Source organism: Streptomyces sp. NPDC042002 (genome assembly GCF_055588305.1).
Window position 1 is genome coordinate 41,389 of the sequence record NZ_JBVJCT010000010.1, and the last position, 26,532, is coordinate 67,920.

15 protein-coding genes and 1 pseudogene are annotated in these 26,532 nt (G+C 69.5%); 7 read left to right on the forward strand and 9 right to left on the reverse strand.

The annotated features are described in order from the left end of the window. Positions 1 to 338: 338 nt before the first annotated feature. The 6 genes and pseudogenes from ACZ6KY_RS17340 to ACZ6KY_RS17365 all read left to right on the forward strand — a co-directional run bounded on the left by ACZ6KY_RS17340 (position 339) and on the right by ACZ6KY_RS17365 (position 6,954). Positions 339 to 1,358, forward strand: coding sequence for a sugar ABC transporter substrate-binding protein (locus tag ACZ6KY_RS17340; protein ID WP_469311122.1), 1,020 nt, complete (start codon positions 339 to 341; stop codon positions 1,356 to 1,358). Next, entirely contained in the window at positions 1,358 to 2,434 is a 1,077-nt protein-coding gene (locus ACZ6KY_RS17345; RefSeq protein ID WP_469311123.1) for an ABC transporter permease, read from the forward strand. Before ACZ6KY_RS17340 ends, ACZ6KY_RS17345 begins: the two co-directional genes overlap by 1 nt. A gap of 8 nt (positions 2,435 to 2,442) precedes the next feature. After that, on the forward strand, positions 2,443 to 3,357 hold the full coding sequence (locus tag ACZ6KY_RS17350) for an ATP-binding cassette domain-containing protein (RefSeq protein ID WP_469311124.1): 915 nt from the start codon (positions 2,443 to 2,445) through the stop codon (positions 3,355 to 3,357). A 50-nt stretch (positions 3,358 to 3,407) separates the two neighbouring features. Next, positions 3,408 to 4,093 (forward strand): annotated as a pseudogene (locus ACZ6KY_RS17355) (Gfo/Idh/MocA family protein); the annotation flags it as partial. A gap of 540 nt (positions 4,094 to 4,633) precedes the next feature. Continuing rightward, positions 4,634 to 5,206: a TetR/AcrR family transcriptional regulator gene (locus ACZ6KY_RS17360; RefSeq protein WP_469311125.1), complete on the forward strand. Its 573-nt coding sequence runs from the start codon at positions 4,634 to 4,636 to the stop codon at positions 5,204 to 5,206. Positions 5,207 to 5,772: 566 nt separating this feature from the next. After that, a complete protein-coding gene (locus ACZ6KY_RS17365) occupies positions 5,773 to 6,954 on the forward strand; it encodes an acyl-CoA dehydrogenase family protein (protein WP_469311126.1) in 1,182 nt (393 codons plus the stop codon). 304 nt (positions 6,955 to 7,258) lie between these two features. Here ACZ6KY_RS17365 and ACZ6KY_RS17370 read toward each other — a convergent pair whose 3' ends face one another. The 9 genes from ACZ6KY_RS17370 to ACZ6KY_RS17410 form a co-directional block, all read right to left on the reverse strand. Continuing rightward, positions 7,259 to 8,590: an ATP-grasp domain-containing protein gene (locus ACZ6KY_RS17370; protein ID WP_469311127.1), complete on the reverse strand. Its 1,332-nt coding sequence runs from the start codon at positions 8,588 to 8,590 to the stop codon at positions 7,259 to 7,261. After that, positions 8,587 to 9,765: a hypothetical protein gene (locus ACZ6KY_RS17375; protein WP_469311128.1), complete on the reverse strand. Its 1,179-nt coding sequence runs from the start codon at positions 9,763 to 9,765 to the stop codon at positions 8,587 to 8,589. The genes ACZ6KY_RS17370 and ACZ6KY_RS17375 overlap by 4 nt, the downstream gene beginning before the upstream one ends. Before the next feature lie 45 nt (positions 9,766 to 9,810). Then, positions 9,811 to 12,069 (reverse strand): pyridoxal-phosphate dependent enzyme, encoded by a 2,259-nt coding sequence (locus ACZ6KY_RS17380; RefSeq protein ID WP_469311129.1) that lies wholly within the window; start codon positions 12,067 to 12,069, stop codon positions 9,811 to 9,813. 24 nt (positions 12,070 to 12,093) lie between these two features. Beyond that, positions 12,094 to 13,014 (reverse strand): GHMP family kinase ATP-binding protein, encoded by a 921-nt coding sequence (locus ACZ6KY_RS17385; protein WP_469311130.1) that lies wholly within the window; start codon positions 13,012 to 13,014, stop codon positions 12,094 to 12,096. Further along, the gene (locus ACZ6KY_RS17390) at positions 13,011 to 14,558 is read right to left on the reverse strand and encodes a lyase family protein (RefSeq protein WP_469311131.1); all 1,548 of its coding nucleotides are present in this window, start codon (positions 14,556 to 14,558) and stop codon (positions 13,011 to 13,013) included. The genes ACZ6KY_RS17385 and ACZ6KY_RS17390 overlap by 4 nt, the downstream gene beginning before the upstream one ends. A 111-nt stretch (positions 14,559 to 14,669) precedes the next feature. Continuing rightward, positions 14,670 to 21,167 carry an amino acid adenylation domain-containing protein gene (locus ACZ6KY_RS17395; protein WP_469311132.1) on the reverse strand — a complete coding sequence of 2,166 codons (6,498 nt, stop codon included), beginning with the start codon at positions 21,165 to 21,167 and terminating at the stop codon, positions 14,670 to 14,672. 107 nt (positions 21,168 to 21,274) lie between these two features. Beyond that, positions 21,275 to 22,057: an AzlC family ABC transporter permease gene (locus ACZ6KY_RS17400; RefSeq protein WP_469311133.1), complete on the reverse strand. Its 783-nt coding sequence runs from the start codon at positions 22,055 to 22,057 to the stop codon at positions 21,275 to 21,277. Between the two features lie 37 nt (positions 22,058 to 22,094). Further along, positions 22,095 to 22,409 carry an AzlD domain-containing protein gene (locus ACZ6KY_RS17405; RefSeq protein ID WP_469311134.1) on the reverse strand — a complete coding sequence of 105 codons (315 nt, stop codon included), beginning with the start codon at positions 22,407 to 22,409 and terminating at the stop codon, positions 22,095 to 22,097. A gap of 25 nt (positions 22,410 to 22,434) precedes the next feature. Next, positions 22,435 to 25,530 carry an amino acid adenylation domain-containing protein gene (locus ACZ6KY_RS17410; RefSeq protein WP_469311135.1) on the reverse strand — a complete coding sequence of 1,032 codons (3,096 nt, stop codon included), beginning with the start codon at positions 25,528 to 25,530 and terminating at the stop codon, positions 22,435 to 22,437. A 286-nt stretch (positions 25,531 to 25,816) separates the two neighbouring features. Here ACZ6KY_RS17410 and ACZ6KY_RS17415 point away from each other — a divergent pair, with 286 nt between their 5' ends. Further along, the gene (locus ACZ6KY_RS17415) at positions 25,817 to 26,137 is read left to right on the forward strand and encodes a hypothetical protein (protein WP_469311136.1); all 321 of its coding nucleotides are present in this window, start codon (positions 25,817 to 25,819) and stop codon (positions 26,135 to 26,137) included. The last annotated feature ends 395 nt before the right edge of the window (positions 26,138 to 26,532 follow it).

Below are 26,532 nucleotides of genomic sequence, written 5' to 3' on the forward strand. Positions count from 1 at the left end.
CGTGAGGCTCCTGATGTGGGGGATGCATGGGATGCGGCGAGGGGGCGAGGAGGCGCCCTGCGCCTCTCAGGTGTAGGACGCTCCACTCTCCCCTGTCAACAGTTTGTACGGACATTCGAACCTACTCCTGAAATGATGTCTTAACAAAGTATTGACAGGTGGGTGCGACAGGGACTTGTATCCGGTCCCAACGCAACCGCCGCTCCACCGGATCGACCCCGGACTCACCGTCCGGGGACCCGCCGTCCGGACCCGCCGCCGCGGACCCCGCACGGGGGCCCCGCGCCCCGTACCGTCCCGTTCCCTCTCCCCCGGTCGCACAGTGAGGTGCTGGAAAGATGGATCGCACGTTCCACTCCCGTTCCCGGAGAATCGCCCCCCTCGTGGCCCTGGCCGCGGCGTCCGCACTGCTCGCCGCGGGCTGCTCCAGCAGCTCGGGCGGCAAGAAGTCCGAGGAGAGCGGGGGCGGTGGCGCCGCGGGAAAGGCGGACACACCCCGGATGACGGTCGCCCTGGTCACTCATCAGGCGCCCGGCGACACGTTCTGGGACATCGTCCGCAAGGGCGCCGAGGCCGCCGCCGCCAAGGACAACATCAAGCTCGTCTACTCCGCCGACTCGAACGCGGGCGGTCAGGCCAACCTGGTGCAGAACGCGATCGACCAGAAGGTCGACGGCATCGCCATCACGCTGGCCAAGCCTGACGCCATGAAGGACGTGGTGGGCAAGGCGACTTCGGCCGGTATACCCGTCGTGGGGCTCAACTCGGGTCTCAGCGACTGGAAGAAGCTGGGCCTGACGGAGTTCTTCGGCCAGGACGAGACCGTCGCGGGCGAGGCGCTCGGCAAGAAGCTGAACGCGGAAGGTGCCAAGAAGACCGTCTGCGTGGTCCAGGAGCAGGGCAACATCGGCCTCACCCAGCGCTGCGACGGTGTGAAGAAGACATTCGGCGGCACCACGGAGAACCTGTACGTCAACGGCACCGACATGCCCTCCGTGAAGTCCACGATCACCGCCAAGCTCAAGCAGGACCCCGCGATCGACTACGTCGTGACGCTCGGCGCCCCGTACGCCCTGACCTCGGTGCAGTCGGTGGCCGACGCCGGCAGCAAGGCGAAGATCGCCACCTTCGACCTCAACAAAGACCTCACCGGCGCCATCAGCAAGGGCACCATCCAGTTCGCCGTCGACCAGCAGCCCTACCTCCAGGGCTACTTGGCGATCGACTCGCTGTGGCTCTACAAGAACAACGGCAACTACAGCGGCGGCGGCGAGCAGCCGGTACTGACCGGTCCGGCGTTCGTCGACAAGGGCAATGTCGACGCCGTCGCCAAGTTCGCCGCGAACGGCACCCGGTGATGAGCACGGCCGGGCAGGCCGGGCCGACGGTGACCGCGCCGCCGGTTCCCGGCCCCCGGACGCCCGACGGGCGGACGGTCCGGCGCCCCCTGGCGCTGCGGCTGCTCGCCCGGCCCGAGGTCGGGGTGTTCCTCGGCGCCGTCGCCGTGTTCGTGTTCTTCCTGATCGCGGCACCCTCGGTGCGCTCCGGCAGCTCGATGGCGACGGTGCTCTACCAGTCGTCGACGATCGGTCTCATGGCACTGCCCGTGGCGCTGCTGATGATCGGCGGGGAGTTCGACCTGTCCGCCGGTGTCGCGGTGATCACCTCGGCTCTGACGGCGAGCATGCTCAGCTACCAACTGACCATGAACGTCTGGGCGGGTGTCGTCGTCGCGCTCGTCGTCTCCCTCGGGATCGGGGCGTTCAACGGCTGGATGATGGTCCGCACCGGGCTCCCGAGCTTCCTGGTGACGCTCGGGACCTTCCTGATCCTGCAAGGCGTGAACCTCGCCGTCACCAAGCTGGTCACCGGCAACGTCGCCACGGACGACATCAGCGACATGGACGGTTTCGGCCAGGCGAAGCAGATCTTCGCCTCGTCGTTCGACGTCGGCGGCGTCCAGGTGAAGATCACGATCGTCTGGTGGCTGGTCTTCGCGGCGCTGGCCACCTGGGTGCTGCTGCGCACCAAGTACGGCAACTGGGTCTTCGCGGTCGGCGGCGACCAGGACAGCGCCCGCGCGGTCGGCGTTCCGGTGACCTTCACCAAGATCACGCTGTTCATGACGGTCGGCTTCGGCGCCTGGTTCGTCGGCATGCACGAGCTGTTCTCGTTCAACACCGTGCAGTCGGGCGAGGGCGTCGGCCAGGAACTGATCTACATCGCCGCGGCGGTGATCGGCGGCTGTCTGCTCACCGGCGGCTACGGCTCGGCGATCGGCCCGGTCTTCGGCGCCTTCATGTTCGGCATGGTGAACCAGGGCATCGTCTACGCCGGCTGGAACCCCGACTGGTTCAAGGCCTTCCTCGGCGTGATGCTGCTCGGCGCCACGCTCGTCAATCTGTGGGTCCGCCGCACGGCGACCCGGAGGTGAACCGACCCATGACAAGCAACGGATCCGGAACCGCGGGCGCCGTCCTCCCGGACACCCCGCCCGGGGACGGCAGCGCCGCGATCGTCGAACTGCGCGGCGCGGGCAAGTCGTACGGCAATATCCGCGCCCTGCACGACGTCTCCCTGTCCGTCCACCCCGGCCGGGTGACCTGCGTCCTCGGCGACAACGGCGCCGGCAAGTCCACCCTCATCAAGATCGTCTCCGGACTGCACCAGCACAGCGAGGGCGAGTTCCTCGTGGACGGCAAGGCGGTGCGCTTCAGCACCCCGCGCGAGGCCCTCGCCAAGGGCATCGCCACCGTCTACCAGGACCTCGCGACAGTGCCGCTGATGCCGGTGTGGCGGAACTTCTTCCTCGGCTCCGAGCTCACCAGAGGGCCCTGGCCCGTACGTCGTCTCGACATCGCGCTGATGAAGCGGACCGCCGACAGAGAACTGCGCGACATGGGCATCGCCCTCGACGACCTCGACCAGCCGATCGGCACGCTCTCCGGCGGCCAGCGGCAGTCCGTGGCCATCGCCCGGGCCGTCCACTTCGGGGCCCGTGTCCTCATCCTCGACGAACCGACCGCCGCGCTCGGCGTCAAACAGTCCGGTGTCGTCCTCAAGTACATAGCCGCCGCCCGCGACCGCGGCCTCGGCGTCATCTTCATCACCCACAACCCGCACCACGCCTACATGGTCGGCGACCACTTCAGCGTACTGCGGCTCGGCACGCTCGAACTCAGCGCCGACCGCGGCGAGATAGGCCTGGAGGAGCTCACCGACCACATGGCGGGCGGCGCCGAACTTGCCGCGCTCAAACACGAGTTGGCCCAGGTGCGCGGGGTCGACCTACAGGAGCTCCCGGAAGCGGAGGACCTTCGGGCACCTGCGCCCTCCTCCCCCGAAGGGACCTCCTGAACGGCCTGCGTCTTGCTGCGCCCGACTCACCGAAGGGACCACCGAACCTCATGCCCCAGCACGCGGCACTCGGGGTCGCCGTCATCGGTACCGGCCGGATGGGGCCGACCAGGTCCGGCGGATCACCCAGGTCATCAGCGGGGCGCGGGTGAGCGCGGTCGCGGACATCGACGCCTAGCGGGCCAAAGGACTCGCCGACGGCATCGCCGGCTGCACCGCGTACACGGACCCGGCCACGGCCCTCGCGGCCCACGACGTCGACGCCGCGATCATCGCCTCCCCCGACCCCCCTCACGAGGCGGCACCGCTCACCGCCTTCGAGCACGACCTGCCGGCACTGTGCGAGAAACCGCTCACCCCGGACGCGGCCTCCGCGCCGCGCGCGCTGGAGGCCGAGCTCCGGCTCGGGCACCGGCGGGTCCAGGTGGGCTTCACGCGGCGCTACGACGCCGAGCCGTCTGCGAGAACGGCACGGACCGGCGAGGACCACGGGATGCTGGTCAACTCGGCCGGACGGTGGGGAGGTTCGATCGCCCGCGACTTCGTGGAGCGGTTCGCGGAGCCGTACGACCGCGAGGTGCAGGCCTGGGTCGACGCCGCACCGCGGGGCGAGGTCACCGGGGCGAGCTGCTGGGACGGGTACGCGGCGGCGGCCGTCTGCGAGGCAGGCGTCCGCGCCCAGGCCGAGGACCGCCGTACGGAGGTCGGCCTGGTCGAGCGGGCCGACCTCTATCACCGAGCCGGGCCGTCCCGTACCCGAGGGTGCCGACGAGGACGTCGTCGAGGACGCCCTCGGCCCGCTCGCCCTGACCCGTCCGGCGCCCGGTCGTTCGACCTCCTCCTCCTCCTCCTCCTCCTCCTCCTCCTCCTCCTCCTCCGGTCGGCTGCCCGGGGTGAGCACGGCCGGACTGTCCGGGCTGACCCGCCGAGCTCGCGGTGCAGTGGGCGCGACACCCGATCCGGGTGAACACCGTGAACGCGGTGACCCCCGGCTTCTCCGCAGCGAGATCACCGGTCCGCCGTACGAGGGCGACCGCGCCGCCGCGCATCTGCGCCGCAACACTCCGCTGCGGCGGGAGGGCAGCCCCGAGGACGTCGTCGGCACCGTGCCGTGCCATGGCTCGCCGGCGACTCCGGAAGCCACGTCACCGGTCAGACGGTCGTCGTCGACGGGGGCTGGGCCGCCCGCCGACCCCGGGCCGCGCGCCTCCCGTCAGAAATCACCCTCCTGGAGGGGGGACGGTTACGGTAAAGGAGGAACGGTTACGCTGAGATCATGCCGTCCACACGTCGCACCGCCCGCCAGACCGACCTGCTCGAACGGCTGGTCGCGTTGCTGGTGGCGGAGGGCTTCGCGGCGTTCACCCTCGACGAGCTGACCGAGCGGCTGCACTGCTCGAAGACGACGCTGTACCAACTGGCGGGCAGCAAGCAGGAGTTGGTCCGGGAGGCGGTGAAACACTACTTCCGGGAGGCCGCCCAGGCCGTCGAGAAGCGGGTCGCCGACACCTCCGCGCCCTCCGAGCGCGTGGTGGTCTACCTGAACGCGGTCGCCCAGCAGCTGCGACCGCTGTCCCGGCGGTTCCTCGACGACATGGCCCAGTTCGAGCCGGCGCGCGAGGTGTACGAGGCCAACACGCGCCTGGCCGCGGGCAGGATCAGGCAGTTGATCGCGGACGGCGTGGCCGCCGGCGCGTTCCGGGACGTCCATGCCGCGTTCGTGGGCGAGGTGGTGGCCGCCACGATGCAGGAGATCCAGCGGGGCGAGGTCACTGCCCGCACCGGGCTGAACGACGCCGAGGCCTACGCCGAGCTGGCGTCGCTCATCGTCCACGCCGTCTCACCCTGACGCCCGCCTGACGTCCGCGCGTCCCACGCGTCCACGGCCCCGGTCCCGCGGCGGCACCGTCGGCGTGTCCACTCCCGGCTCGCCCAAGGCGGTCGCCCGCAGACCGGGCGGGCGGGACAACCGCGAGCCAGAGGTACTGGAGAACCGTGGGGCGGGTACGGCCTGAGGGACGCCGTCGATCTCGACGAGGGTGCCCCGGGCCAGCCACCGGATGCGGGTGCCGGCCGGCCGGCCGCGGCGAGCATGAGTACGGGCATGACACACACCTTCGTTCCGGCGGAATACGCAGCCCAGTCGTCTCGGCTCCGGGAAGCGAACCGCTCCCGCGGCACCGGCTGCCCTCCCCGGTCGCCCTGGGCGGGCAGCCGGGCGGGGTCGAGATCGGCCAGTACAAGGGCCGCGTGGGGAGCCGGCCCGAGCCCGGCAAGTTCCAGGACGAGCAGACCGGCCGGCGGCCCGGTGGATCCGTCGAGGGTCGCCGTGGCCGGACGGTACCAAAAACGATACTGTTGTATCGCCTGGCGTATCAAAATCGTCCAGCGAACTGCCACCACCGAGGACATGCCATGCCCGCGACCCGCACGCTCCCCACGCCGGAAGCCGTCGACCTGATCGCCCTGACCCGCGAGCTCGCCGAGAAGGAGCTCGCCCCGCGCGTCGCCGAGGCGGAGGCCGAGGGGCGTTTCCCCCGCGAGGTCTTCCGCACGCTCGGAAGGGCCGGGCTGCTGAGCCTGCCCTACCCCGAGGAGTTCGGCGGCGGTGACCAGCCCTACGAGGTCTACCTCCAGGCTCTCGAGGAGATCGCCGCCGTGTGGGCGAGCGTGGCGGTCGGTGTCTCGGTGCACGCGCTGTCCTGCTTCGCCCTCGCCTCGTTCGGCACCGAGGAACAGAAGAAGGAGTGGCTGCCTGACATGCTCGGCGGCGAGCTGCTCGGCGCCTACTGCCTGTCCGAGGCCCACGCCGGTTCCGACCCGGGCGCGATGCGCACCCGGGCGGTCCGGGACGGCGACGACTATGTGCTCAACGGCGCGAAGGCCTGGACGACGCACGGTGGGTACGCGGACTTCTACACGGTCATGGCGCGTACGTCCGACGAGGGCTCACGCGCCATCTCCTGCTTCCTCGTCCCGGCCGACACTCCGGGCGTGGTGGCCGATCCCCCGGAGCAGAAGATGGGCCTGACCGGGTCCGCCACCGCCACCGTGCGCCTGGAGAACGTACGTGTCCCGGCCCGCCGCCGGCTCGGCGAGGAGGGCGAGGGGCTCAGGATCGCCTTCGCCGGGCTGGACTGCGGACGGCTCGGCATCGCGGCGGTGGCCACGGGCCTGTCGCAGGGAGCGCTGGACCACGCGCTGCGCTACTCGCGGGAGCGGGAGACGTTCGGCCGGCCCATCATCGAGCACCAGGGGCTGGCCTTCGTCCTCGCCGACATGGCCGCGGCGGTGCAGGTCTCCCGGGCCACCACGCTGGCCGCCGCCCGTCTCAAGGACGAGGGGCTCCCGTTCCAGTCCGAGGCGTCGATCGCCAAGCTGATCTCCACCGACAACGCCATGAAGGTCACCACCGACGCGGTCCAGGTGCTGGGCGGCGCCGGCTACACCCGCGACTTCCCCGTCGAGCGCTATATGCGCGAGGCCAAGGTCATGCAGATCTTCGAGGGCACCAACCAGATCCAGCGCCTGATCATCGGCCGCGCGCTCAAGGAGAACGAGCGCGGCGGCCTGCGGGTGCGGAACGCGGGGAAGTAGGCGGGGAGGCAGTACGCCCTCAGTCGTAGGGAAACAGGCGGGGAGGTAGTACGCCCTCGGTCGCGGGGAAGACGTACGCCCGCGACCGAAGGGGAGGGAGTAGGTCCAGGGCGCGTGGAACCGGTGGGTGCGCCACGCGCGGCGCACCCACCGGGAGAACGTCCGCGCACGCGATCTTCGCCGTCCGAGCGCCGACACTCTCAGTGTCAGCTCCCCGCACAGCCGATACGCTCGCCGACCGGGCAGGCGGCGCTCGGCCGCGTTCACGATGACCGGACCCCCTCCTGACGTGGTGCGTGCCGTCTCATGCGAAGCGGATGGTGGAGGCGACCCAGGCGCGCCTCTCGGCCTCCTGCTCCGCCGAGTCCGCGGTGAAGACGACGTGTCCGAGCCGACAACGCAGGTCGCGAGCGGCCGGGATGGGACTTCCAGGCTGAAGGTACATGCGCAGCTCGGTCACCTGGGGATGCTGCTCCACGGTGTCCAGGCCCTCTATCCGGTCGAGGACGTCGAGGCCGGGTGCGGTGAAGAAGTGCACCGCGGCGTACTTCGCGGCGGGCTGGGCGTGCGCCGTGGCGGCCTCGGGGTCCAGACCGGTGTGCGCGGCGACCATGATGTGGCGGAGCGAGACCCCCGTCACCAGGAAGATCAGCTCGGCGATGCGGTCCCCGGCGAGGCGCGCGCCGACCTCGATCAGCACAGGACCGTCCTCGGTGAGGCGCAGTTCGGCGTGGAAGGGGCCCAGACTGATGCCGAGGCAGGACACGGCCTCCGAGGTGTACTCGATGACCTGCGCCTGCACCTTCGGGGGCAGGTCCGCCTGCACCACGTGGCCGAGCTCGACGAAGTAGGGTTCGGCGCCCAGCAGTTTGCGGGTGACGGAGACGATGGTCACCCGGCCCTGGCTGACGTAGCCCTCGACGGAGTACTCGGGGCCCTCCAAGTACCGCTCCAGCAAGGCCCGGCCGTCTTCCGGCTGGTCGAACACGAAGTCCGCCTCGTCGGCCAGAGCCCGGTACGCGGCGCGCAGTTGGCCCGCGTCCTCCACGCGGCTGACCTGGATGGACCCGGACCCGGCGGCCGGCTTCAACACGCAAGGGAACCCCACCTCACAGGCGGCCTCGTCGAGATCGTCCGAGGTGGAGATGGGCGCGTACCTCGGTACGCGGACACCCGCCTTCGACAGCATCGAACGCATCCGCGTCTTGTCCCGGACGGCCTCGGCCGTGTCGAGCGGCAGGCCGGGCAGTCCGAGCTGGTGGGCGATGCGGGCGGCGGCGTCCACGTAGAACTCCGATCCTGACACCACCCCGCTCAGGGGCAGCCGCGCGTGCACCCGGGCAGCCGCCTCGGCCAACGCGGCAGGGTCGTTGGTGTCGACGACCACGAAGGTGTCGATCTCACCGCGGGCGGCCTCGGGCACCACTCGGTCGGCGTCGTCGTGGGAGAAGACCACGGTGGCGAGGCCGAGGTCGCGAGCGGCGCCGAGCAGGGTCAGTCCCGAGGACATCGGCTCGATGATCAGCAGCTGCTTCCGGGGGGCGGGCGCTGAGGTGGCCATGGGTGTCTCCTTGTAGGGGTCGTGCCGTAGTGCGATGAGGCGTTGGAAGCTCATGCTCAGGTACAGGAAGCTCATCGTGCGGGCTCCGCCGGGGACGGAGGCGATGCCAGCGGCGAGAGGCTGATCCCGCCGAGGACGTGGTCGATGGCACGGGTGATGGTCAGTTCACGCTGGTCCATGCGGCTCTCATGGGCGTCGTCGATGTGGCCCTGCCGGTGCCAGAACGCGAAGTGCCAGGCGTGGTCGGCCGGGACGACGTGGTGCAGGTCGTGGGCCGGAAGGTCCGAGACGAGGACTCCGAATCGGGCCGGCGTCTGGATGAACACCATCCGCAGCAGCCAGCGGCCCCAGGCGGCGGCGCGCCGGGCGGCCGGGGCGTCCGGGGCGGGCAGCGGCTCCAGGCAGAAGCGGGCCCAGCAGCGCGAGACGTAGTCGGCACGCGTGACCGGGGCGCCGTCGTACGCCATCCAGGGGTGTTCGGAAATGGTCTGGAACAGCGCCGCCCAGTGGAACAGCAGCAGCCAGGGCACGAGAAAGGCAAGGCTGTACTCGACGCCGTCCATCAGGACACCCAGCAGGACGAGGAAGCCCACCCAGACGGTGGAGGCGATCCGCCGGGTCCAGGTGGCGGTGATGAAGTTGGTGCGGAAGCGGAAAGTGACGAAGGGCAGGTGCAGCCGCGGAGAGAACGGAGCGCGGTGGAGCGTCTTGCGCAGCTGGTCCATGGGCATGCCGGGCCGGAACCCGAGGTACATCAGGAAGCCCGAGTCGGGGTCCTTGATGGTGGTGAAGACCTTTCGGTTGTGGTGGCTGCGGATATGGTCCTCGAAGATGTCCTCGTAGTTCGAGGTCAGGCTGATCGCGCTGGACACCACCTGGACCGCTTTGTCCATGTGCTTGTTGCCCGAAATCTCTTTGTGGACGGCGTGATGGCTCCAGGTGACCTGTAGCTTGCGGACGGCGTTGACGGTCACGAGCCAGGTCACCGGCAGGACGGCTGCCGCGTACCAGCCGAGGAAACGCACCGCGTACACGCTGCCGAGCACGGCGGCAGCCAGCTGGACGAGGGTCAGGAACCAGTTGACGAGGGGCGGTGCGATCCATTTCGGGGCGCGCTGTCCGGGCGCCGCCTTGCCGGAGAAGATCGTGACGAACTGCTGCGTCCAGCCCGGGAACCGCTCGAGGTATTCGAGACGCAGCTGTTCCATGGAGGACGACATTCCGATGGGTGAAGGGGCTTCCTGAGGCATGAGGACTCCTTGCGAATCGGTGGATTCCCGGAACTGCCTCATGCCTCACGCACCTTCGAGGCGCACGGTCAGCAGTCGGGCCGCCTCGTCCAGGCTCTTGACGACGTTCTCCGCCGAGGCTCCCTCGGCGATCACGTATCCCAGCCGGTCATAGGCGTTCCGCGGAGGCCGGACCGGTCGGCCTGCCGCCGCGGTGAGATGAACACGCTGGACACCCGGTACGTCCCGGGCCCCGTCCGTGCCGTCGACGGAGGCAAGTACTCCGTCCCGGCCGGCGGCCAGGAAGCGGATGCCGGCCGTCGCCTCCCGGGTCCGCTCCAGCGTGACATCGCGCCCGCAGGCTGCTCGCAGCTGCTGTTCCAGGAGCTCGACACCGGTCGCCAGGCGGATCAGCTCCGGGATCATGCCGCCGGCCAGCCGGGGGTTGACCTCGACGATCAGAGGGCCCCGGTCGGACAGCCTGACCTCGGAGTGCGTGGGTCCGGTCCGAATGCCCAGCGCGTCCAGCGCGGCGGCCACGGCGGCACGCAGGGCGGTGGCGTCCCGCTCTGCCAACGGGGCCGGGAAGACGTGCTGTTGCTCGACGAAGTACGGCCCGGCCGAGACCGTCTTGGCGGTGATGCCGGCACACTTGGCGACACCGCCCGTGCTGAACATCTCCACGCTGAACTCGGGTCCCTCGACGTACTCCTCGAAGAGCGCGGTGCGTGCGGTAGGCAGTCCGCGGACGTTCACCTCGACGGCCAGGACGCGCTCCGCGTGTGCGAGGGCCTCCGCGCGCGAGTGGCAAAGGAGGACATCGTTGGAGCCCGAGTCGTCGGCGGGCTTGACGACGCACGGCAGGCCGACCCGGTCCACGGCCTCGTCGGCTTCCGCGGCGGAGCGTACGGGGGCGAAGCGGGGCTGGGGCACACCCGCGGCGTCCAGCAGTTCACGGACCTTGGCCTTGTTGCGGCTGTCGGCCATGGCCTGCGGAGGGTTGCCGTGCAGGCCCAGCCAGTCGGTCAGGGCGGCGACGACGGGAACGTAGAAGTCGCTGGTGGTGGTGATGCCGGCGATGTCGCGGCGGGGGAACCGCTCGCTGATCGCCCCCCTGAGGCCGCGTTCCGTCGAGGTGTCGCACACGACGAGTTCGCACCCGGACTCCGCTGCCCCCGCGTACCTCTCTGGCGCGTTGGTCAGCAGGACAGGGTCCAGGCCCATCCGCGACGCCAGCTCCAGGGCCAGCACTCCCGTTCCCGAGGTGTTGGCCTCCACGAACAGGAGCTTGCGCGGGGCAGGGGCCGACTGGTCCTGGGCCGCGTATGACCAGGTGCCGACCTCGGTACCCGCGGCCACCTCAGCCGGCGTACGCGACAGAGGGAGTGCGGCCACGGAGCGCTCGGTCCAGTACGCGTCGCTGTAGACGTTGTCGGAGTAGCGGTCGCCCCGGTCGGGGAAGATGCCGACGATCTTGGAGCCGTGAGCGGCCCGGCGGGCCACGTCCTGCAGTACGCGGTACACGGAGCCGGAGGTGTTCCCGGCGAAGATCTGCTGCTCCAGGGCGAGGGCGCGGGTCGCGTCGAACGCCTCGTGGTCGTTGAGCCAGTGAATCTCGTCGATGAGGGTGCGGTCGAGGTTCACCGGTACGAGGCTGTTCCCCAGGCCGCTCTGCAGCCGCTTGGGGTTGTCGGGCTGGTCGAAGACCACGCTCCCCACACAGTCGACAGCGACCACGCGCAGGTCGGGAAGGAACCGGCGCAGGGCCCTGGCGGTTCCGGACAGCGAGCCGCCGCTGCCGACGCAGGCCACGAGGACGTCGATCCGGTCCAGGTCGGAGACCAGTTCCTCGGCGAGGAAGCGGTAGGCGCCGGGGTTATCGGGGTTGCTGTACTGGCGGGGCCAGAAGGCGTCCGGCAGGTCTCGTATGAGTTCGGCGAGCAGTTCCAGCCGGGCGCTCTGCCAGCCGGCGGCGGACATGGTCTCGACCATGTGCACGGTGCAGCCCAGCGCGTGGAGCTTGGCGTGGGTGATCGGGTCGATCCGGGGGTCGGTGACGATGTGCACGGGATGGCCGAGGTGGGCGCCGACGAGTGCGACGCCGAGGGCCATGGTGCCCGAGGAGCTTTCGATGATGGGCGCGCCTTCGGCGAGCTCGCCGGTCCTGCGGGCCTGGAGGATGGTCTGCCGCGCGACGCGGTCCTTCATCCCGTAGAGGTTCTGCAACTCCATTTTGGCGTAGACCTCGACCGAGTTGGGGAGGTCCAGCGCGAGCTTGATCAGCGGGGTGTGGCCGATTGCGTCGACGATGCTCTGGTAGGGCATGTTCCCGTCCGAAGTGAGAGGTGGTCAGGAGGCCGGCTGGCGGCAGGAGTGGAAGAGCGTGGCGTTGCCGGCCAGTGCGGTGGCGCGGGTGTCGGCCTCGACGATCTTGTGCTGGTAGTCGGGGTCCGACCGGGAGACCAACACGCCGAGGGCGGTGCCGCTGTGCGCGACGGCGACACCCAGCGCGTCGATCTCCCGGGACAGGTCGATCATCTGCTGGAGCAGGCGTTTGGGCCGCAGCCGCTGGTTCATCAGGGCGCTCCGGGTGGCCACTTGGCCGACCGACTCCAGGTCGCTGGTGCGCACGGCGTGGGTGATCCGCGCGAGCAGGCCGTCGTACGCGAGTCGTTCGGCCCTGGAGAAGTTCTTGGGCTGCTGGTTGAACGCGATGGTGTCGACGACGCCGCCCTCGTCGATGCCGACGATGGAGAGGGGCGGCAGCGCGCCGAGGCGCTCCCGCAGCCGCACCTCGCGGTGGTAGAAGGAGACGACCCCGGGGTACATCACACCGTCGGTGGGTTCGATCTGGTGCAGGAAGTACTCGATGGTCTCGCCGCCCGCCACGAGTCCGAGGGCCTCGGCCACCGCGCGGGCGGCCGCGACCAGGTCCGCGGAGGAGCTGGCCAGGCCCTTGCCTTCCGGCAGGTCTCCGCGCAGGTCCAGATGGCCCCCGCCCGCGAAGCCGTACTCCCGCAGCATCACCTGGACGAGCCGGCGGGAGCGGTGCTTGTGCGGAGGGAATACCGTGACGTCGGGACGGGCCGGATCGGCGGTGAAGATCGCTGTCGCGCCCCGGTCGATCGGCAGCGTCACCAGGAAGTCGAGCCGCTCCTGCGAGGTGGCGCCCTGCAGCAGCTCACCGAACGTGCCCGGGGCGCTGCCGGTGCCGACCATGGGCGCGTCGACGGCCTGGATGGTAGCGGCCACGTTGTCGCCACCGGTCATCTCAGGTCTCCCTCGCCCACGAACTCGCCGGTCAGCCCGAGAAGGGCATCGACGCGCCGCACGCCGGCGTCGGCGGTCTCCTGCCGCGAGGACCACACCGCGTCGAGATGCTGGAGCTGGGTGTTCTGCGCGTCGAGGAGCTTGCGCACCTGATCGGGATGGGCCGATCCGGGGGTGGTCTTCCGGTAGAGCTCGCCCTCGCCCTGGAAGGCCGTCGCGAGGAGGGCCTCGGGCGCGTCCAGGGTGAAGCCCAGCTCGGCCGCCGCGGTGCGCAGCAGCTCCGGTGCGCAGTCGCGGGGGCGGATACCCGCGGTGTGCGCCGCGACGACGTACCGGCCTGCGATGACCTGGGCTTTGCGCCAGGGCACCGATTCCTGGAGGGTCAGCTGGTTGGCGAGGGTGAAGCCGCCGAGGAATTCCCGCTCGACCGCCTGGAGCATCCGCGCCCGGTCGAAGCGGAGGTTCTCCACCACCGAGGTGAACAGCCGCATCGTGGTGCCCAGCGTGGTGAACATCGGCAGCAGGTTCGCTCCGGCCTCCTTCGACACCTCCACCATGTTGCTGAAGGGCGTGGCTCGTTGGGCCAGCAGCATGTCGAAGTAGTAGGCGCTCAGGTGCGCCGACTTGCCCCGGATCCGTTCGAGCACCGGGTAGTTCTTCTTCTGCGGCATGGCCGAGGAGATGCCCGACAGCTCATCGGGCAGCTCGATGAACCCGTACAGGCCGCTGCCCCAGGTCATCAGGTCGCTGATGAACCGGCTCAGGGAGGATCCGAGGAGCGAGAGTTCGGCGGCGGTCTCCAGCACCCAGGCCCGCGAGGCCACGCCGGTGAGCGCATGGGGCTGAGGAGCCGAGCAACCGAGCAGCTCGGCCATCGCGGCGCGGTCCCAGGGCAGGTCCTGTCCCGTCATGGCCCCGGAGCCGAGCGGGCTGAGGTTGAGTCCGTCGTATGTCGACAGGAGCCGGCGCAGGGTGTGCAGCATCTGCTCGGAGACGGCCGTGAAGTAGAAGCCGGGCGTGATCGTCTGGGCCGCCTGCAGGTGCGTCTGGCCCACCATCGGCAGGTCGGCGGTGCGCGCGGCCAGCCCGTGGACGGCCCGGGTGAAGGCGAGGAGAACCTGGGCGCCTTCGAGCAGCAACCGGCGTCCGAAGAGCAGTTGGGCGGTCGACTGCATGTCGTTGCGGCTGCGGTCGACGTGCCAGGCCGTGACCGGCTCGCTCAGGCCCTGCTCGACATGCAGTTCCAGAGCGAAGGCGATGTCGGACATGTTGGTCTGCGCGTCCGCTGTGATGCGGTCCCGCGTCGCGTGGTGCAGCAGCCGGCCGATCTCCGCAGCCTGATGCTCCGTGATCAGCCCCATACGCCGGTACTCGATCGCGAACACCTTCTCGACGACCCTGTACCAGGGCAGCAGATGTTCGGCCTCGTAGCGAAACTGTGGCTCCAGGACCTCCTCGTCCAGGAGACGGCTGGGGGTGCTGCGGATTCTTCCCGTGAGGCCGGCGGCCTCGACCACCCGTGCCGGGTCGTGGGAAGGAGTCATGTCGTTGCTCCGGTTTCTCAGCTGTGAGTTCCCGTTCGGGCGGTCGGACAGGAATCCCTGCCGTTGGGCTGAGGAGGGGGTGGCGGCCGGCCCTGGCGCCACCCCGGGCGTTCAGCCGGTGCTCTTCATCGACGCGAGGTCCTGCCGCACCGTCTCGGCCAGGAGTTCGGGGCGGCTGGTGTTGAGGTAGTGGCCACCGTGGTCGGTGACGACCACGCGACACCGCGGCACGAACCCCTCCCAGTTGCCGACGACCGCCTCGTGGTCGCCCATCAGCGAGTCGTCGGTGGCGAGCAGCACGGTCGCGGGGGCCGCGAGCGCGGCGCGGCCGGGATCCGAGAGCGCGAGGTGGAACCCGTGGGTGGCCTCGACCGTGTCGTAGCGGAACGACTTGGCGAGGTCCGTACGCTCGGTCGCGGACAGCCGGTGAACCTCGTCCAGGCCCGTGTTGTCCGCCATCCAGTCCATGATCTGCTGCTCGCTCATGTGCACCACCTCGTTGGCGGCGTGGTCCGCGGGGTCCATGGAGCGCAGCAGCTTGGCCACGATGAGCAGCCGGCCGACGGTGCGGCCCTGCCGTTCCAGGGCGCGGACCGTGTGCATCGCGAGCGAGGCACCGGCGCAGTGGCCGAGTACCAGCACGGGTCGCCCGTCGGCTTCCCGGGCCACTTCGTCGGCGAGTTGCTGTGCCAGGACGTCCACGGAGACCATCGGACGGACGTCACCCGCGGTACGGCCCGGCAGCTCGGTTCCCATGACCCGGACGGGAATGCCGTCGTCGGTGAGCTGCCTGGCCAGCGGTACGTAGCTGACCGCGCTACCGCCCGCGAACGGGATGCAGACGAGCAGGGCCTCGGCGTTGTCGAGGCGGGCTCCGGAGGCTGCGGTCAGGTCGACGAGCAGGCCGCGCCGGGAGCGGCCGTTGTCGGCGAAGCTCACGGCCATCAGTCTCGCGGTGGGTCTGACCAGCAGGTCGCGCAGCATGATGCGGCCCTGTGAGGAGGCCGCGACCTTCATCGCCGCGATCGAATGTCCGCCGATCTCGAAGAAGTTGTCGGTGACTCCGACTTCCGAGGGGTGCGCTCCGAGCACCGAGGCGAACAGATCGCGGACGAACTCCTCGTCCGGGGTCGCAGGTTGCTCGCGTTCCACGTCCCGGTCCGTGCTCAGGGGCTGGGCTGCCAGCACCCGGCGGTCGATCTTCCCGTTGGAGTTGAGCGGGAAGGCGTCGAGGCGTACGAGGATCTCCGGCTGCATGTAATCCGGGATGATCTCGGCGAGCTGCCGTCTGAACTCGGTGCGGTCGGGCTCGGCCGGGCCGGTGTAAAAGGTCACCAGCCGCTTCTCCCCCACCACGTCGCGGGCCAGGGTCACCGAGGTCTCCACGCCTGGCAGGCGGTTGACCGCCCCGTCCACCTCCGACAGTTCGATGCGGTATCCGCGGATCTTGACCTGCCCGTCGCGGCGGCCTGCGCAGTCGAGCAGGCCGCCGGGGAGCCACCGGCCGATGTCACCCGTGCGGTACATCCGCGCGGACCGCCCGTCGAGCGTGTTCGGCTCGAACGCGGCGGCGGTGCGTTCGGCGTCGTTGATGTAGCCCAGTCCGACGCCGGCGCCGGTGACGCAGATCTCGCCGTAGCTGCCGATGGGGCGCGGCAGCCCGTCCGCGCCGACGACGTGCAGGTTCGTGTTGATGATCGGCCGGCCGATCGGGACCCGGACGCCGTCGAAGCCGGCGGACATGAAGTGGTGGGTCACGTCGTCGGAGCACTCGGTGGGGCCGTACGCGTTGATCACGGGGATCTTGTAGCTGGCGAACCAGCGTCGCGTCAGTGCCGGAGGCAGCGGCTCCCCGTTGATGATGTTGAAGCGGAGGGCCGGCAGCGGGGTGGGACGCTGCTCGACCTCGGTGAGCAGGGCGTCGGTGTAGGACGGCACCGTCTCCAGGATGGTGATGCCGTCATCGGCCAGCGCGGTGAGGAAGACCGGCAGATCCACAACCGTGTCGTGGTCGTAGATGACGGTCCGCCCGCCGACCAGCCACACGACGAGCAGCTGCCAGACGGAGATGTCGAAGCACTGGGTGCTGATCTGGGCGACCCGGTCCTCTGCCGTCAGCTTGAGATCGACGACCTTGGACAGCAGGTGGTTGAGCATCCCGGAGTGGCGCACCGTGGCGCCCTTCGGGTCGCCGGTGGATCCCGAGGTGAAGATGATGTAGGCGGTGTCCTCCGGCGCAGGCGGGGCGGGAACCTCGACCGCGGTACCCGGCCCGGGGTCCGTGAGCGTCACCACGGTGAGCCCGTCCACCCGTTCGCGCAGGGCCGCGCCGCACCGCGCCGCGTCGTCGGCCTCAGCGACCAGGAAGCGGGAGCCGCTGCGCCTGAGCACGGCGGCGATACGCTCGACCGGGAAGCTCCGGTCCTGCGGCAGGTAGACCGCGCCGATCTTCAGCAGGGCGAGCATGGTCAGCGACCAGAGGATCCCCCGCGGCAGCACCGTGGTGACCACATCGCCGGGTACCACACCCGCCGCGAGGAGCTGCGCTGCGCACCGGTCGGAGGCGGAGTCGAGGGCGGCGTAGTCGAGCCGTTCGGAGCCGTGCTCCAGGGCGATCGCCTCCGGGGTCCGGCGGACCTGCTCGGCGAAGACGTCGAGGAAGGTCCCCTCCGGCAGCGGGAACCCGGGGCCCTCGGACATCGATCGCAGGGCGTCCTGTTCCTGGGCGCGGGTCAGTGACGTGCCGACCCGCTGTGCGGCCGGATCGGTCACCAGCGCGTTCAGTGCGGCGAGGTAGTAGCCGCCGAGCCGTTTCACCTGCTCGATCTCGTACACGGCGTTGTGGAAGTGCAGGCTGAGCATGACCTCGTCGCTGACCGCGTCCTGGGAGAACTCGGCGCGGAAGGGGAACTCGCTCTGCACGTTGACGATCGAGCGGACCAACTCGAAACCGTCCCGGGCGGTGAGGTCCTTGAGCACGTGGAAGTGGGTGAAGTTGAAGACCGTCTCGAACAGGGTCTCGCGGCTGCCCACCGCCCGCTTGATCTCGGCCATCGGGAAGCGGCGGTTCGGCAGCAGCTCGGACTCGGCCGCGTATACAGCGTGAACCAGGTCCTCCCAGCGGTCGCCGAGATCGCGGACCCGGAACGGCAGGGTGTTGAGGAAGAGGCCAGCGATGTCCTGGCCGCCTTCGATCTCAGGACGCCCCGAGTGCTCGTAGCCGGTGATGACGTCCGAGGTTCCCGCCACGAAGGCCAGGACGCCGACGTGGGCCGCCAGCAGCACCGCCTTGACCGGGACCCGCATCTGCCTGGCGGTCGCCCGGACGGCGTCCGACAGGCCTCGCGGGAACGTCACGTCGTGGATGCCCACGCCGCCTCGCTCGGGTTCGGGCTCGGTGCAGGGGGCGATCCTGGTGCTCTCCGCACCGTCCATGACCTCAAGCCAGAACGCGCGCTGCTCGGGCGAGGCGACGGCCGCCTGCTCCAGGGCCACGTACTGGCGGTGCGACATCTTCTCCGCCTGGAATCCGACCTGCGGTTCGTCGCCGTCCAGCAGCGCGAAGTAGGCGGAGAAGATGTCGCGGTGGACGGTGTTGACGCTCCAGCCGTCCAGCGCCGCGTCGTGGTAGCTCAGGGAGTACTGGTACTCGTCGTCGGACAGCAGGTGCAGGTGGACACGGACCAGGTCGGTACTGCCGTAGCGGAAGCCGCCGCGGAGTTCCAGCTCGGCGAACTGACGCAGCTCCTCCTGCTGGTCGTCGGCGGACCGGCCTCGCAGGTCGAAGACCCGCAGGGGCGACGGAGCGCTCTCGTGCACCAGTTGCAGAGGAACGCTGAAGCCGTTCAGGTGGAAGGAGGTGCGCAGCAGCGGGTGCCGCCGCACCACCGAGTCCACCGCCCGGTCGAAGAGGCCGGTGTCCACCGTCCCGTTGATGCGGTAGCTGAGGATGTCGTGGTACATCCCCTCGGTGCCACCGCGTACGGCCTCGTAGATCAGGCCGACCTGCAGTTGCGACATCGGATAGGCGTCGACGACCCCGACGGGGAGCAGCGCTCGGTCCGGCTCACCGACCAGCGCGAAGGGTTCGTCGTCGGCCTCCGGTACGCCGGTTCCGGCGGCGACGACGCGAGTGGCCAGCGCGGCGATGGTGGGGTGGTCGAACAGCTCCTGGAAGGTGAAGTCCACTCCGGCGGCCCTGGAGCGGGCGAGCACGGTGATGAACTTGATGGAGTCCCCGCCCAGGGAGAAGAAGTTGTCGTCCACGCCGATGGAGTCGAGGCCGAGCACGTCCGTCCAGATCTCGGCGAGCCGCCGCTCGACCGGCGTCCGCGGCGCCCGGTGGGCGATGACGGGGGCGGCGTCCCGCAGCGGCGCGGGCAGAGCGGAGACGTCGCGCTTGCCGTTGTGGCTGGTGGGGATCGCGGGGACCTCGATGATGTGCCGCGGCACCATGTAGGAGGGGAGTTCGGCTTCCAGGGCGGCACGCAGGGTCGGTTCGTCGTAGCCGTCGCCGGTCACCACGTAGGCGACCAGCAGGCTGTCACCGGATTCGGTGCTCCGTGCGACGACGGCGTTCTGGTGGACCCCCGGCGTCTGCTGGACCACATGCTCGATCTCGCCGGGTTCGATACGGTAGCCGCGGATCTTCACCTGGGTGTCCAGTCGCCCCAGGTACTCGACCGTGCCGTTGGGCAGCCAGCGCGCGAGGTCTCCGGTGCGGTAGCGGTGCTCGCCGTTCTCACCGGTGATGAACCGCTCGTCGGTGAGTTCGGGGGCGTGCAGGTAGCCGCGGGCCAGTCCGATGCCGACAATGCACAGTTCACCGGGGGTGCCGATCGGCGCGAGGTCCCCGGACCTCGTCCGCACGGTCAGCCGGATGTTGCTGATCGGGCGGCCGATCGGCACGGACCGGGTGCCGTCCAGGTCGTTGCAGGGCTGGTGCGTGACGTCGACGGCGGCCTCGGTGGGGCCGTAGAGGTTGACCAGGTCGCGCTGCGCGCCGAGGAGCTCCTCGAACTGCCGGACCTGGTCGATGGCGAGAGCCTCACCGCTCGCGAAGACCCGGCGGACACTGGAGAGCCGTTCCTGTTCACCCGTGGCACCGACGAAGCCGAGGAAGGCGTGCAGCATCGAGGGGACGAAGTGCAGGGTGGTGGCTCCGCTCTCCTCGATCCTCCGGATGATCCGCTCGGGGTCGCGCTCGTCGCCGTTGGGCAGGATGGCCACGGACGCACCGGCGAGGGACCACCAGAAGATCTCCCAGACGGACACGTCGAAGGTGAACGGTGTCTTGTGGAGGATCACGTCGTGGCCGTCGAGCGGGTAGGCGCTCTGCATCCACCACAGGCGGTTGACGATGGCCCGGTGCTCGACCATCACCCCTTTGGGTCGGCCCGTCGATCCCGAGGTGTAGATGATGTACGCGACGTCCCCGGGCCCGGTGACGGGGTCCAGGTCGGTGTCCGGCCGACCCGTCACGGAGGGGTCGTCGAGCAGCAGGACCCGCCGGCGCCCGGCAACGGCCGCCGTGGCCCCGGTCGCCACCACGATGCCCGCCCGGCTGTGCTCCAGCAGGTAGTCGATGCGGTTGCGCGGCAGTGTCGGGTCGACCGGCAGGTAGGCGCCGCCCGCCTTCAGTACGGCGTAGATCGCCACGAGCAGGTCGGTTGAGCGGGGAACGCACACGGCGACGGGGGCGCCCGCCCCCACCCCGGACTCGCGCAGGGCGCGTGCCAGACGGTTCGCCGCGGCGTTCAGCGCCCCGTAGGTGGTGCCGTCGTCGACGACGGCGACGCGGTCCGGTTCGGCGGCGGCCCGCTCCTCCAGGAAGCCGTGCAGCAGCCGGTCCTCGGGGAAGGGTGCCTCGGTCCGGTTGAACTCGCCTTCGAGCAGCGCGAGTTCCTCGTCCCCCGGGAGCAGTAGCGGGCCGACCGGGAGCGACGGATCGTCGACCAGACCGCTGAGGACCCGCGCGTACGCGGCGGCCAGACGCTCGGCGGTCGCAGCGGTGAAGAGGGCGGAGTCGTAGTCGAGCTCGACGCGGGCCGGTCCGTCCGCGGGAAGGCAGAGGTCGAAGAGGAGCGGGCTCCCTGCCGCCCGGGCGTCCTCGGCGGTGAGCCGGCCGTCGAGCGAGAGCATGAGGTCGCTGGGCCGTACGTCGAGCTTGTCGAGCAACCGCCGGACCGGAATGTCCAGGTTCGCCGATGCCGCGAGGTAGCTCGTGCGCACGCTGGTCAGCAACGCGCGGCCCGAATCGGCACCGGACACCGCGACGCTCACCGGGACGGCCCGGTTGAGGCCCTGGTCGTCCGGAACGGGAACGAACAGCGTGACCGCGGCCCGGTCGGTGCTGCGGACCGCCAGCAGCGCGAGACCGGTCGCGCCGAGGACGGTCTTCAGGACCCCGTCCCCCTGGGAAATCCGGGCGACGGCCTGTGCTGTGGCGGAGTCCAGTCCGACAACGACGCGGTCGGTGACGGGCTCGTGGTGGCGGGCGTGGTCGCGTATGAGCATGGTGGGTTCGGCCCAAGCGCCCTGCTGCGCGTCCCAGAACTCCGCCTGGTCGGGATGGATGCTGCGGGCCTGCTGCAGTTGGAAAATACTCATCTCGTAGTCCCGGTCTCGACGGGGAGGCCATCACGGGCCCGCCCCTCTGCTGCGGATGGGGATGTGTGGAGAAGCCGACGGCTGTGACGGGCGTCGGTGCATGGCGCTCAGCGGGTGGTGATACCGATCTCTCTGTCCGGCCGTTCGTCTTCAGATCGCGGGGAGAACGACTGCTCCGTGTCGGAGACGCGCGCCCTGCTCTCCCAGAAGGCCGCGATCGAGGTGCCGGCGAGCGTGGCGAGGAACAGGCCGCTCTGATACGGCAGATGACTCAGCAGGAGGCCGCCGGCGCCTGCGATGAGCCCGATGACCAACGCACGCCTGGTCGTGAAGGACGAGACGACCAGCCCGATGTACGAGGCGTAGACGGCGAAGTCCAGGCCCCAGGAGCTCAGGTCCGCGAGTGTCTGGCCGAAGACCCAGCCACAGACCGTACTGAGGTTCCAGGCGAGGTAGATCGTGATCGCGTTGCTCAGCACGTACCAGCGCCGGTTGTCCTGCTCGGGGACGGGATCGCTGAACCGCTTGGCCGCCAAGGCGTAGACAGCGTCCGTCATTCCGAAGGCGATGGCCACGCGCCAGAGCAGGGGCATCGGCCGTACGTACGGTGCGAGGGCGGCCGAGTAGAAGACGTGGCGCAGGCTGACCAACAGGACGGTCATGACCGTCAGCGGCCACGCGGCGCCCGACGTGATCATGCCGAGGCCGATCATCTGGGCAGAGCCCGAGTTGACCCACAGACTCATCGACATGGTGTTGACCACGCTCATGCCCTGCGCCTCGGCGAGCGCGCCGAAGAGCAGGCCGAACGGCACCGCGCCGATGATGACGGGGACGGCGGCCAGGGCTCCCTGCAGGGCTTCACCCCCACGACTGTGTCGCGGCAACATCACTTCAACCTCGTTCCAGTGGCGGTCAGGAGGCGGGTCACAGCGCGAACTTGGTGACCATGAAGCCGGCCATGGCGACCGCGAACACCAGGAAGAACGCGTCCTTCTTGAACGCGCCGACCGTGAACCCGCAGGCCGCCCCCACCAGGTAGGGGGCGACCGACGCCGGATCACCGGAGTCACCGGAGTCACCGGCCAGCAGTACCGACGGCACGATGATCGCCATCAGCACAGCGGGCATCACGTAGGGCAGGGTGCCGCGGATGCGCGTGGGCAGGTGCTCGGGACCGATCGGCCCGAAAAGCGCGTAGCGAACGGCGAACGTCACAGCCCCGCAAAGGAGGATGGTCAAGGGGGTCATCAGAATCTCGCCTTGGTCAGAAGGAGAAGTCGGCTGCCTCGAGAACCCGAGCGGGCTGCTCGGCCCGCTCCGGCAGAACCGGAGCGTGCGGGGTGAACGACAGCTCGCGGAGCGTTTCGACGACACGGTCCAGCAGGAAGGCGGCGGAGGCCTTTTCGAACAGGGCCGTGGAGTACTCCAGCTCCAGCGTGAAGCCGCCGGGTTTCCGCCAGGCCTGCAGATTGAGGTCGAAGCGGCAGGTGCCGGGGTGCGGCAGCGACAGGGTCGCCCTCCGCCCGTGCGCGCGGAAGCTGTGGAAATCGATGTCCTGCAGCGCGAAGAAGGCGTCGAAGAGAGCGTTGCGGCTCAAGTCCCGCGGGAGGCAGAGCTGTTGGACGAGCTCGGCGAACGGGTACTCCTGGTGGTCCAGTGCGGCGCCGTGCTCCGCGCTCAGGTCCTTCAGCAGATCACCCAGAGTGGCACCTGGGGACAGCGAGGCCCGCAGGACGACCGTGTTGACGAACATGCCCACCACGTCTTCGAGGTCGGGATGGGGCCGCCCGCCCATGGGACTGCCGACGATGATGTCCCGCTGCCCGCAGAGCCGGGCCAGGGCAGCTGTCCAGGCGGTCAGGAGCACGACGAAGAGAGGGAGGGACTCCCGCGCCGCCACGGCCCGTATGTGCTCCGTGTCCTCGGAGGAGAGGTCCATCGCCACCACGGCACCCGCCGTGGACCGAAGGGCGGGGCGTGGCCGGTCCGTCGGCAGGTCGAGGGCCGGCACCGGCTCGGCGTACCGGGCGAGCCAGTACCGCTTCGCCCGCGCCAGCTCCGTCCCAGAGGTCCTTGCGTCGGCCCATTCGGCCGCGGCGGCATAGTCCACGGCCGGAGCAGCCGGCTCGAAGCCCGCGTAGAGCTCGAACAGTTCGTCCATGACGAGGCGCAGTGACATACCGTCGAAGACGATGTGGTGGACATCGAGGTGGAGGACGTCCGCACCGGACGGATACCGTTCGAGGGCGGCACGCAGCAAGGGCAGTTCGCCGAGGTCGAAGGGCTTGATCCAGTCGGTGGCCGCACCGTCGACCACGGTCAGTTCCACCGGGGCGCTGCTCTCGACCCGCCTCACGACACCGTTGCCGCCGGTGTCGAACCTGGTCCGCAGGGCGTCGTGGCGTTCGGTCAACCGGCCCAGTGCCGTGCGCAGGCGATCGGGGTCGAGTGGGCCGCCGGCCTCCACTCGGATCGGGATGTTGTAGGCCAGGTTCTTCGGGTCGAGCCGCCAGAGCGCGTAGAGCGCCCGCTGCTGTGGATGGAGCACACCACTGCCGGTGGCTGCCGGGATCGGCAGGAACCGGGTGGTGGCGGCGCCGGCGACCGCCCGCGCCATGGAGCCGAGGGTCCGTGCGGCTAAGAGGTCGCCGAAGCCGAGCTCCACCCCGGGGTCCCTGGCCAGCCTGCCGATCAGGGCACCCGTGGTGATGGAGCTGCCGCCCAGCTGGTAGAAGTCGTCCTCCACGCCGAGCCGGTCCGCGTCCAGGCCCAGTACGTCGGCCCAGTGCCGGGCCACAATGTGTTCCTCGGGCGTCCTGGGCGCCGCTCCGGCTCCGCTCCGGCGTGGCGGCGACAGCAGCTGGTCTCGGTCCACCTTGCCATTGGCGTTCAGGGGCAGGCGGTCCATCGGCACCAGGTGCGCAGGGCACATGTATGACGGGAGCCGCTTGCGCAGCTCGTCCAGGACGTCCTGCTCGCTGTGGCCGGGGCTGAGCACCACGTGGCTGATCAGCTGTTTGCCGCCGGTGGGCCCGTCCTCGACATGAGTGTGGCTGTCGACGAGGCCAGGGGCCTCCAGGAGGGCGTTGTCGATGTCTCCCAGCTCGATCCGGTGCCCGCGGATCTTGACCTGATGGTCCGTCCGGCCGTGGAACGAGAGGACGCCGTGGGGATCGCTGCTTACGAGGTCGCCCGTCCGGTAGTGCCGTACGCCGTCCACGAGGACGAACTTCTCGGCCGTCAGCTCGGGGTTGTTCAGGTAACCCCGGGCCAGGCCGGTCCCCGCCGTGTAGAGCTCGCCGATCTCTCCGGCGGACACGGGCTTCCGGTCGGCGTCGAGGACGGCGACCGTGGTCCCGTTGATGGGGCGCCCGATCGGGATGGCTGTGTCGTAGTGCCTCTCGACGGGGAAGACGGTGGTGAAGGTGGTGTTCTCGGTGGGGCCGTATCCGTTCAGCACACGCAGGGTCGGGTGGGCCGTGCGGACGAGGTTCACGTGCCGACAGGAGAGGACGTCTCCGCCGACCAGGAGGGTCCGCAGTCCGGAGAACACGCTGACGTCGTCGTCTACCAGTTGGTTGAACAACGGCGAGGTGAGCCACAGCACGGTGATTTCCGCCTGGCGCAGGACCCTCTTCAGGAGTGCGGGCGTCAGCAGCGTCTCCTGGTCGACGATGTGGAGGACGGCGCCGTTGAGTAACGCCCCCCATATCTCGAAGGTGGCGGCGTCGAACTCCAACGCGCCCGTCTGCAGGAACCGCTCGTCCGCGGAGAAGGGGAAGTAGTCCGCGCCGCGGACCAGGCGCAGCACACTGGCGTGCTCGACCATCACGCCCTTGGGGCGGCCTGTGCTGCCCGAGGTGTACATCACGTAGGCCAGCGGCGACGCGGAGGAGGAGGTGACCGGCACGGGAACGGACGCGGGCTCGGGAAGCGGCGATTCCCGGGAGAGGAGCGCGTTGAGCCCGTGCACCTCGGTTCCCGCCGGTGCGGCCCGCGCGACAGACGCCTCGAGTCCGTCGCCGCACAGCACGATGGGGGCTTTCGAATCCCTGAGGATGCGCATGATGCGTTCCTCGGGGTAGGCGGGACTCACCGGCACGTACGCGGCCCCGGACAACAGGGTCGCCAGCATGGCGACGACGGCATCGGCGGACCGGTGGAAGGCGACGGCGACGAGGGTTTCCTCGTGGGCACCGAGTGCGGTCAGGCGTCGGGCCACTGACAGGGCACGGGCGTGGAGTTCCGCGTAGCTGAGTCGCTCCGTCCCGTGGACGAGGGCCGGCGCGTCCGGCGTGCGCTCCGCCTGGGCGATGAACAGCTGGTCCAGACGAACGTCGGACGGCGAATCGGTCGACATCTTCGTCTCCTTGTACCTGGGCCGGTCCGGCAACGGGAGAGGTGAATTCCGGGGAGGGTTCGAACCTGTAGGTGTTGCCGAAATGCGTGCGAGCCCAGTCCTCGCCGTGCAGGGCGCCGTGGTGCCGTGCCGGGCGCGCCGACCATCGTCGCTGAAGTGCTCTTTGGGCCAGACCAGGTCGGGGGCCAGGGCGCAGTCGTTCCGCACGTGGCGGATCCGGCTTCCCAGGCAAGGGCCGCTCTCGTCCGGGTCCGGGATCACCACGGTCTCGGTGCCGAGTGAACGCATGAGCCGTATGTTCCGCTCGTTGCGCCGGACGTCGGCGACGGAGGTCAGCTTGCGTTCCCGGTTGGCGGGGATCGCGCTGACGGCAATTCCGGGACTTCCGGAGGAAGACTCGATGAACGTGGATTCCGGCTTGAGCCTGCCTTCTTCCTCGGCTGCCGATGTCATCGCGGCGGTCGCTTCAGCCTTCACGAACCCGAAGAAATTGAACCCTTCGCACTCCAGAGAAAGAGTGCTCCCCCGCACAGAGTGGTACTCGACCAATATCTCATCCAGGATGAGATCCTTCGACACACCGACCTCGAATCCCGAGCAGCCCTGATCAGCCTTTGAAATCATAGAGGTATACCTAGAGATATCAGCCGACAGGGCATGCGGGGGAATTCCCTCCGCATGCCGGTGCGTCGTCCGTGGAACCGCATGACGGAGAGCGCGTCACCATGTATTGATCATGGAGCACGAGGAAAACGTTAACCGACCGGAGACGCGAATGCCAGCACCGGTTACTAAAGGATTCCCCAATCCAGCAGGACGAGAACATCCCCAACTCCGCATATCCGGTACGGACCAGTTTGTAAATTAAGGCGTGGATTGCCTCCAGCCAGCGTCGCGACGCGGCAACGGACGCCGCCCGCGACGGCAGCCACCCTGCACAGGCAGTTCCGTCCGGAGAATACTTCCAAATCGGAATTTGCGTGATGAGCCAGCCATGAAGAT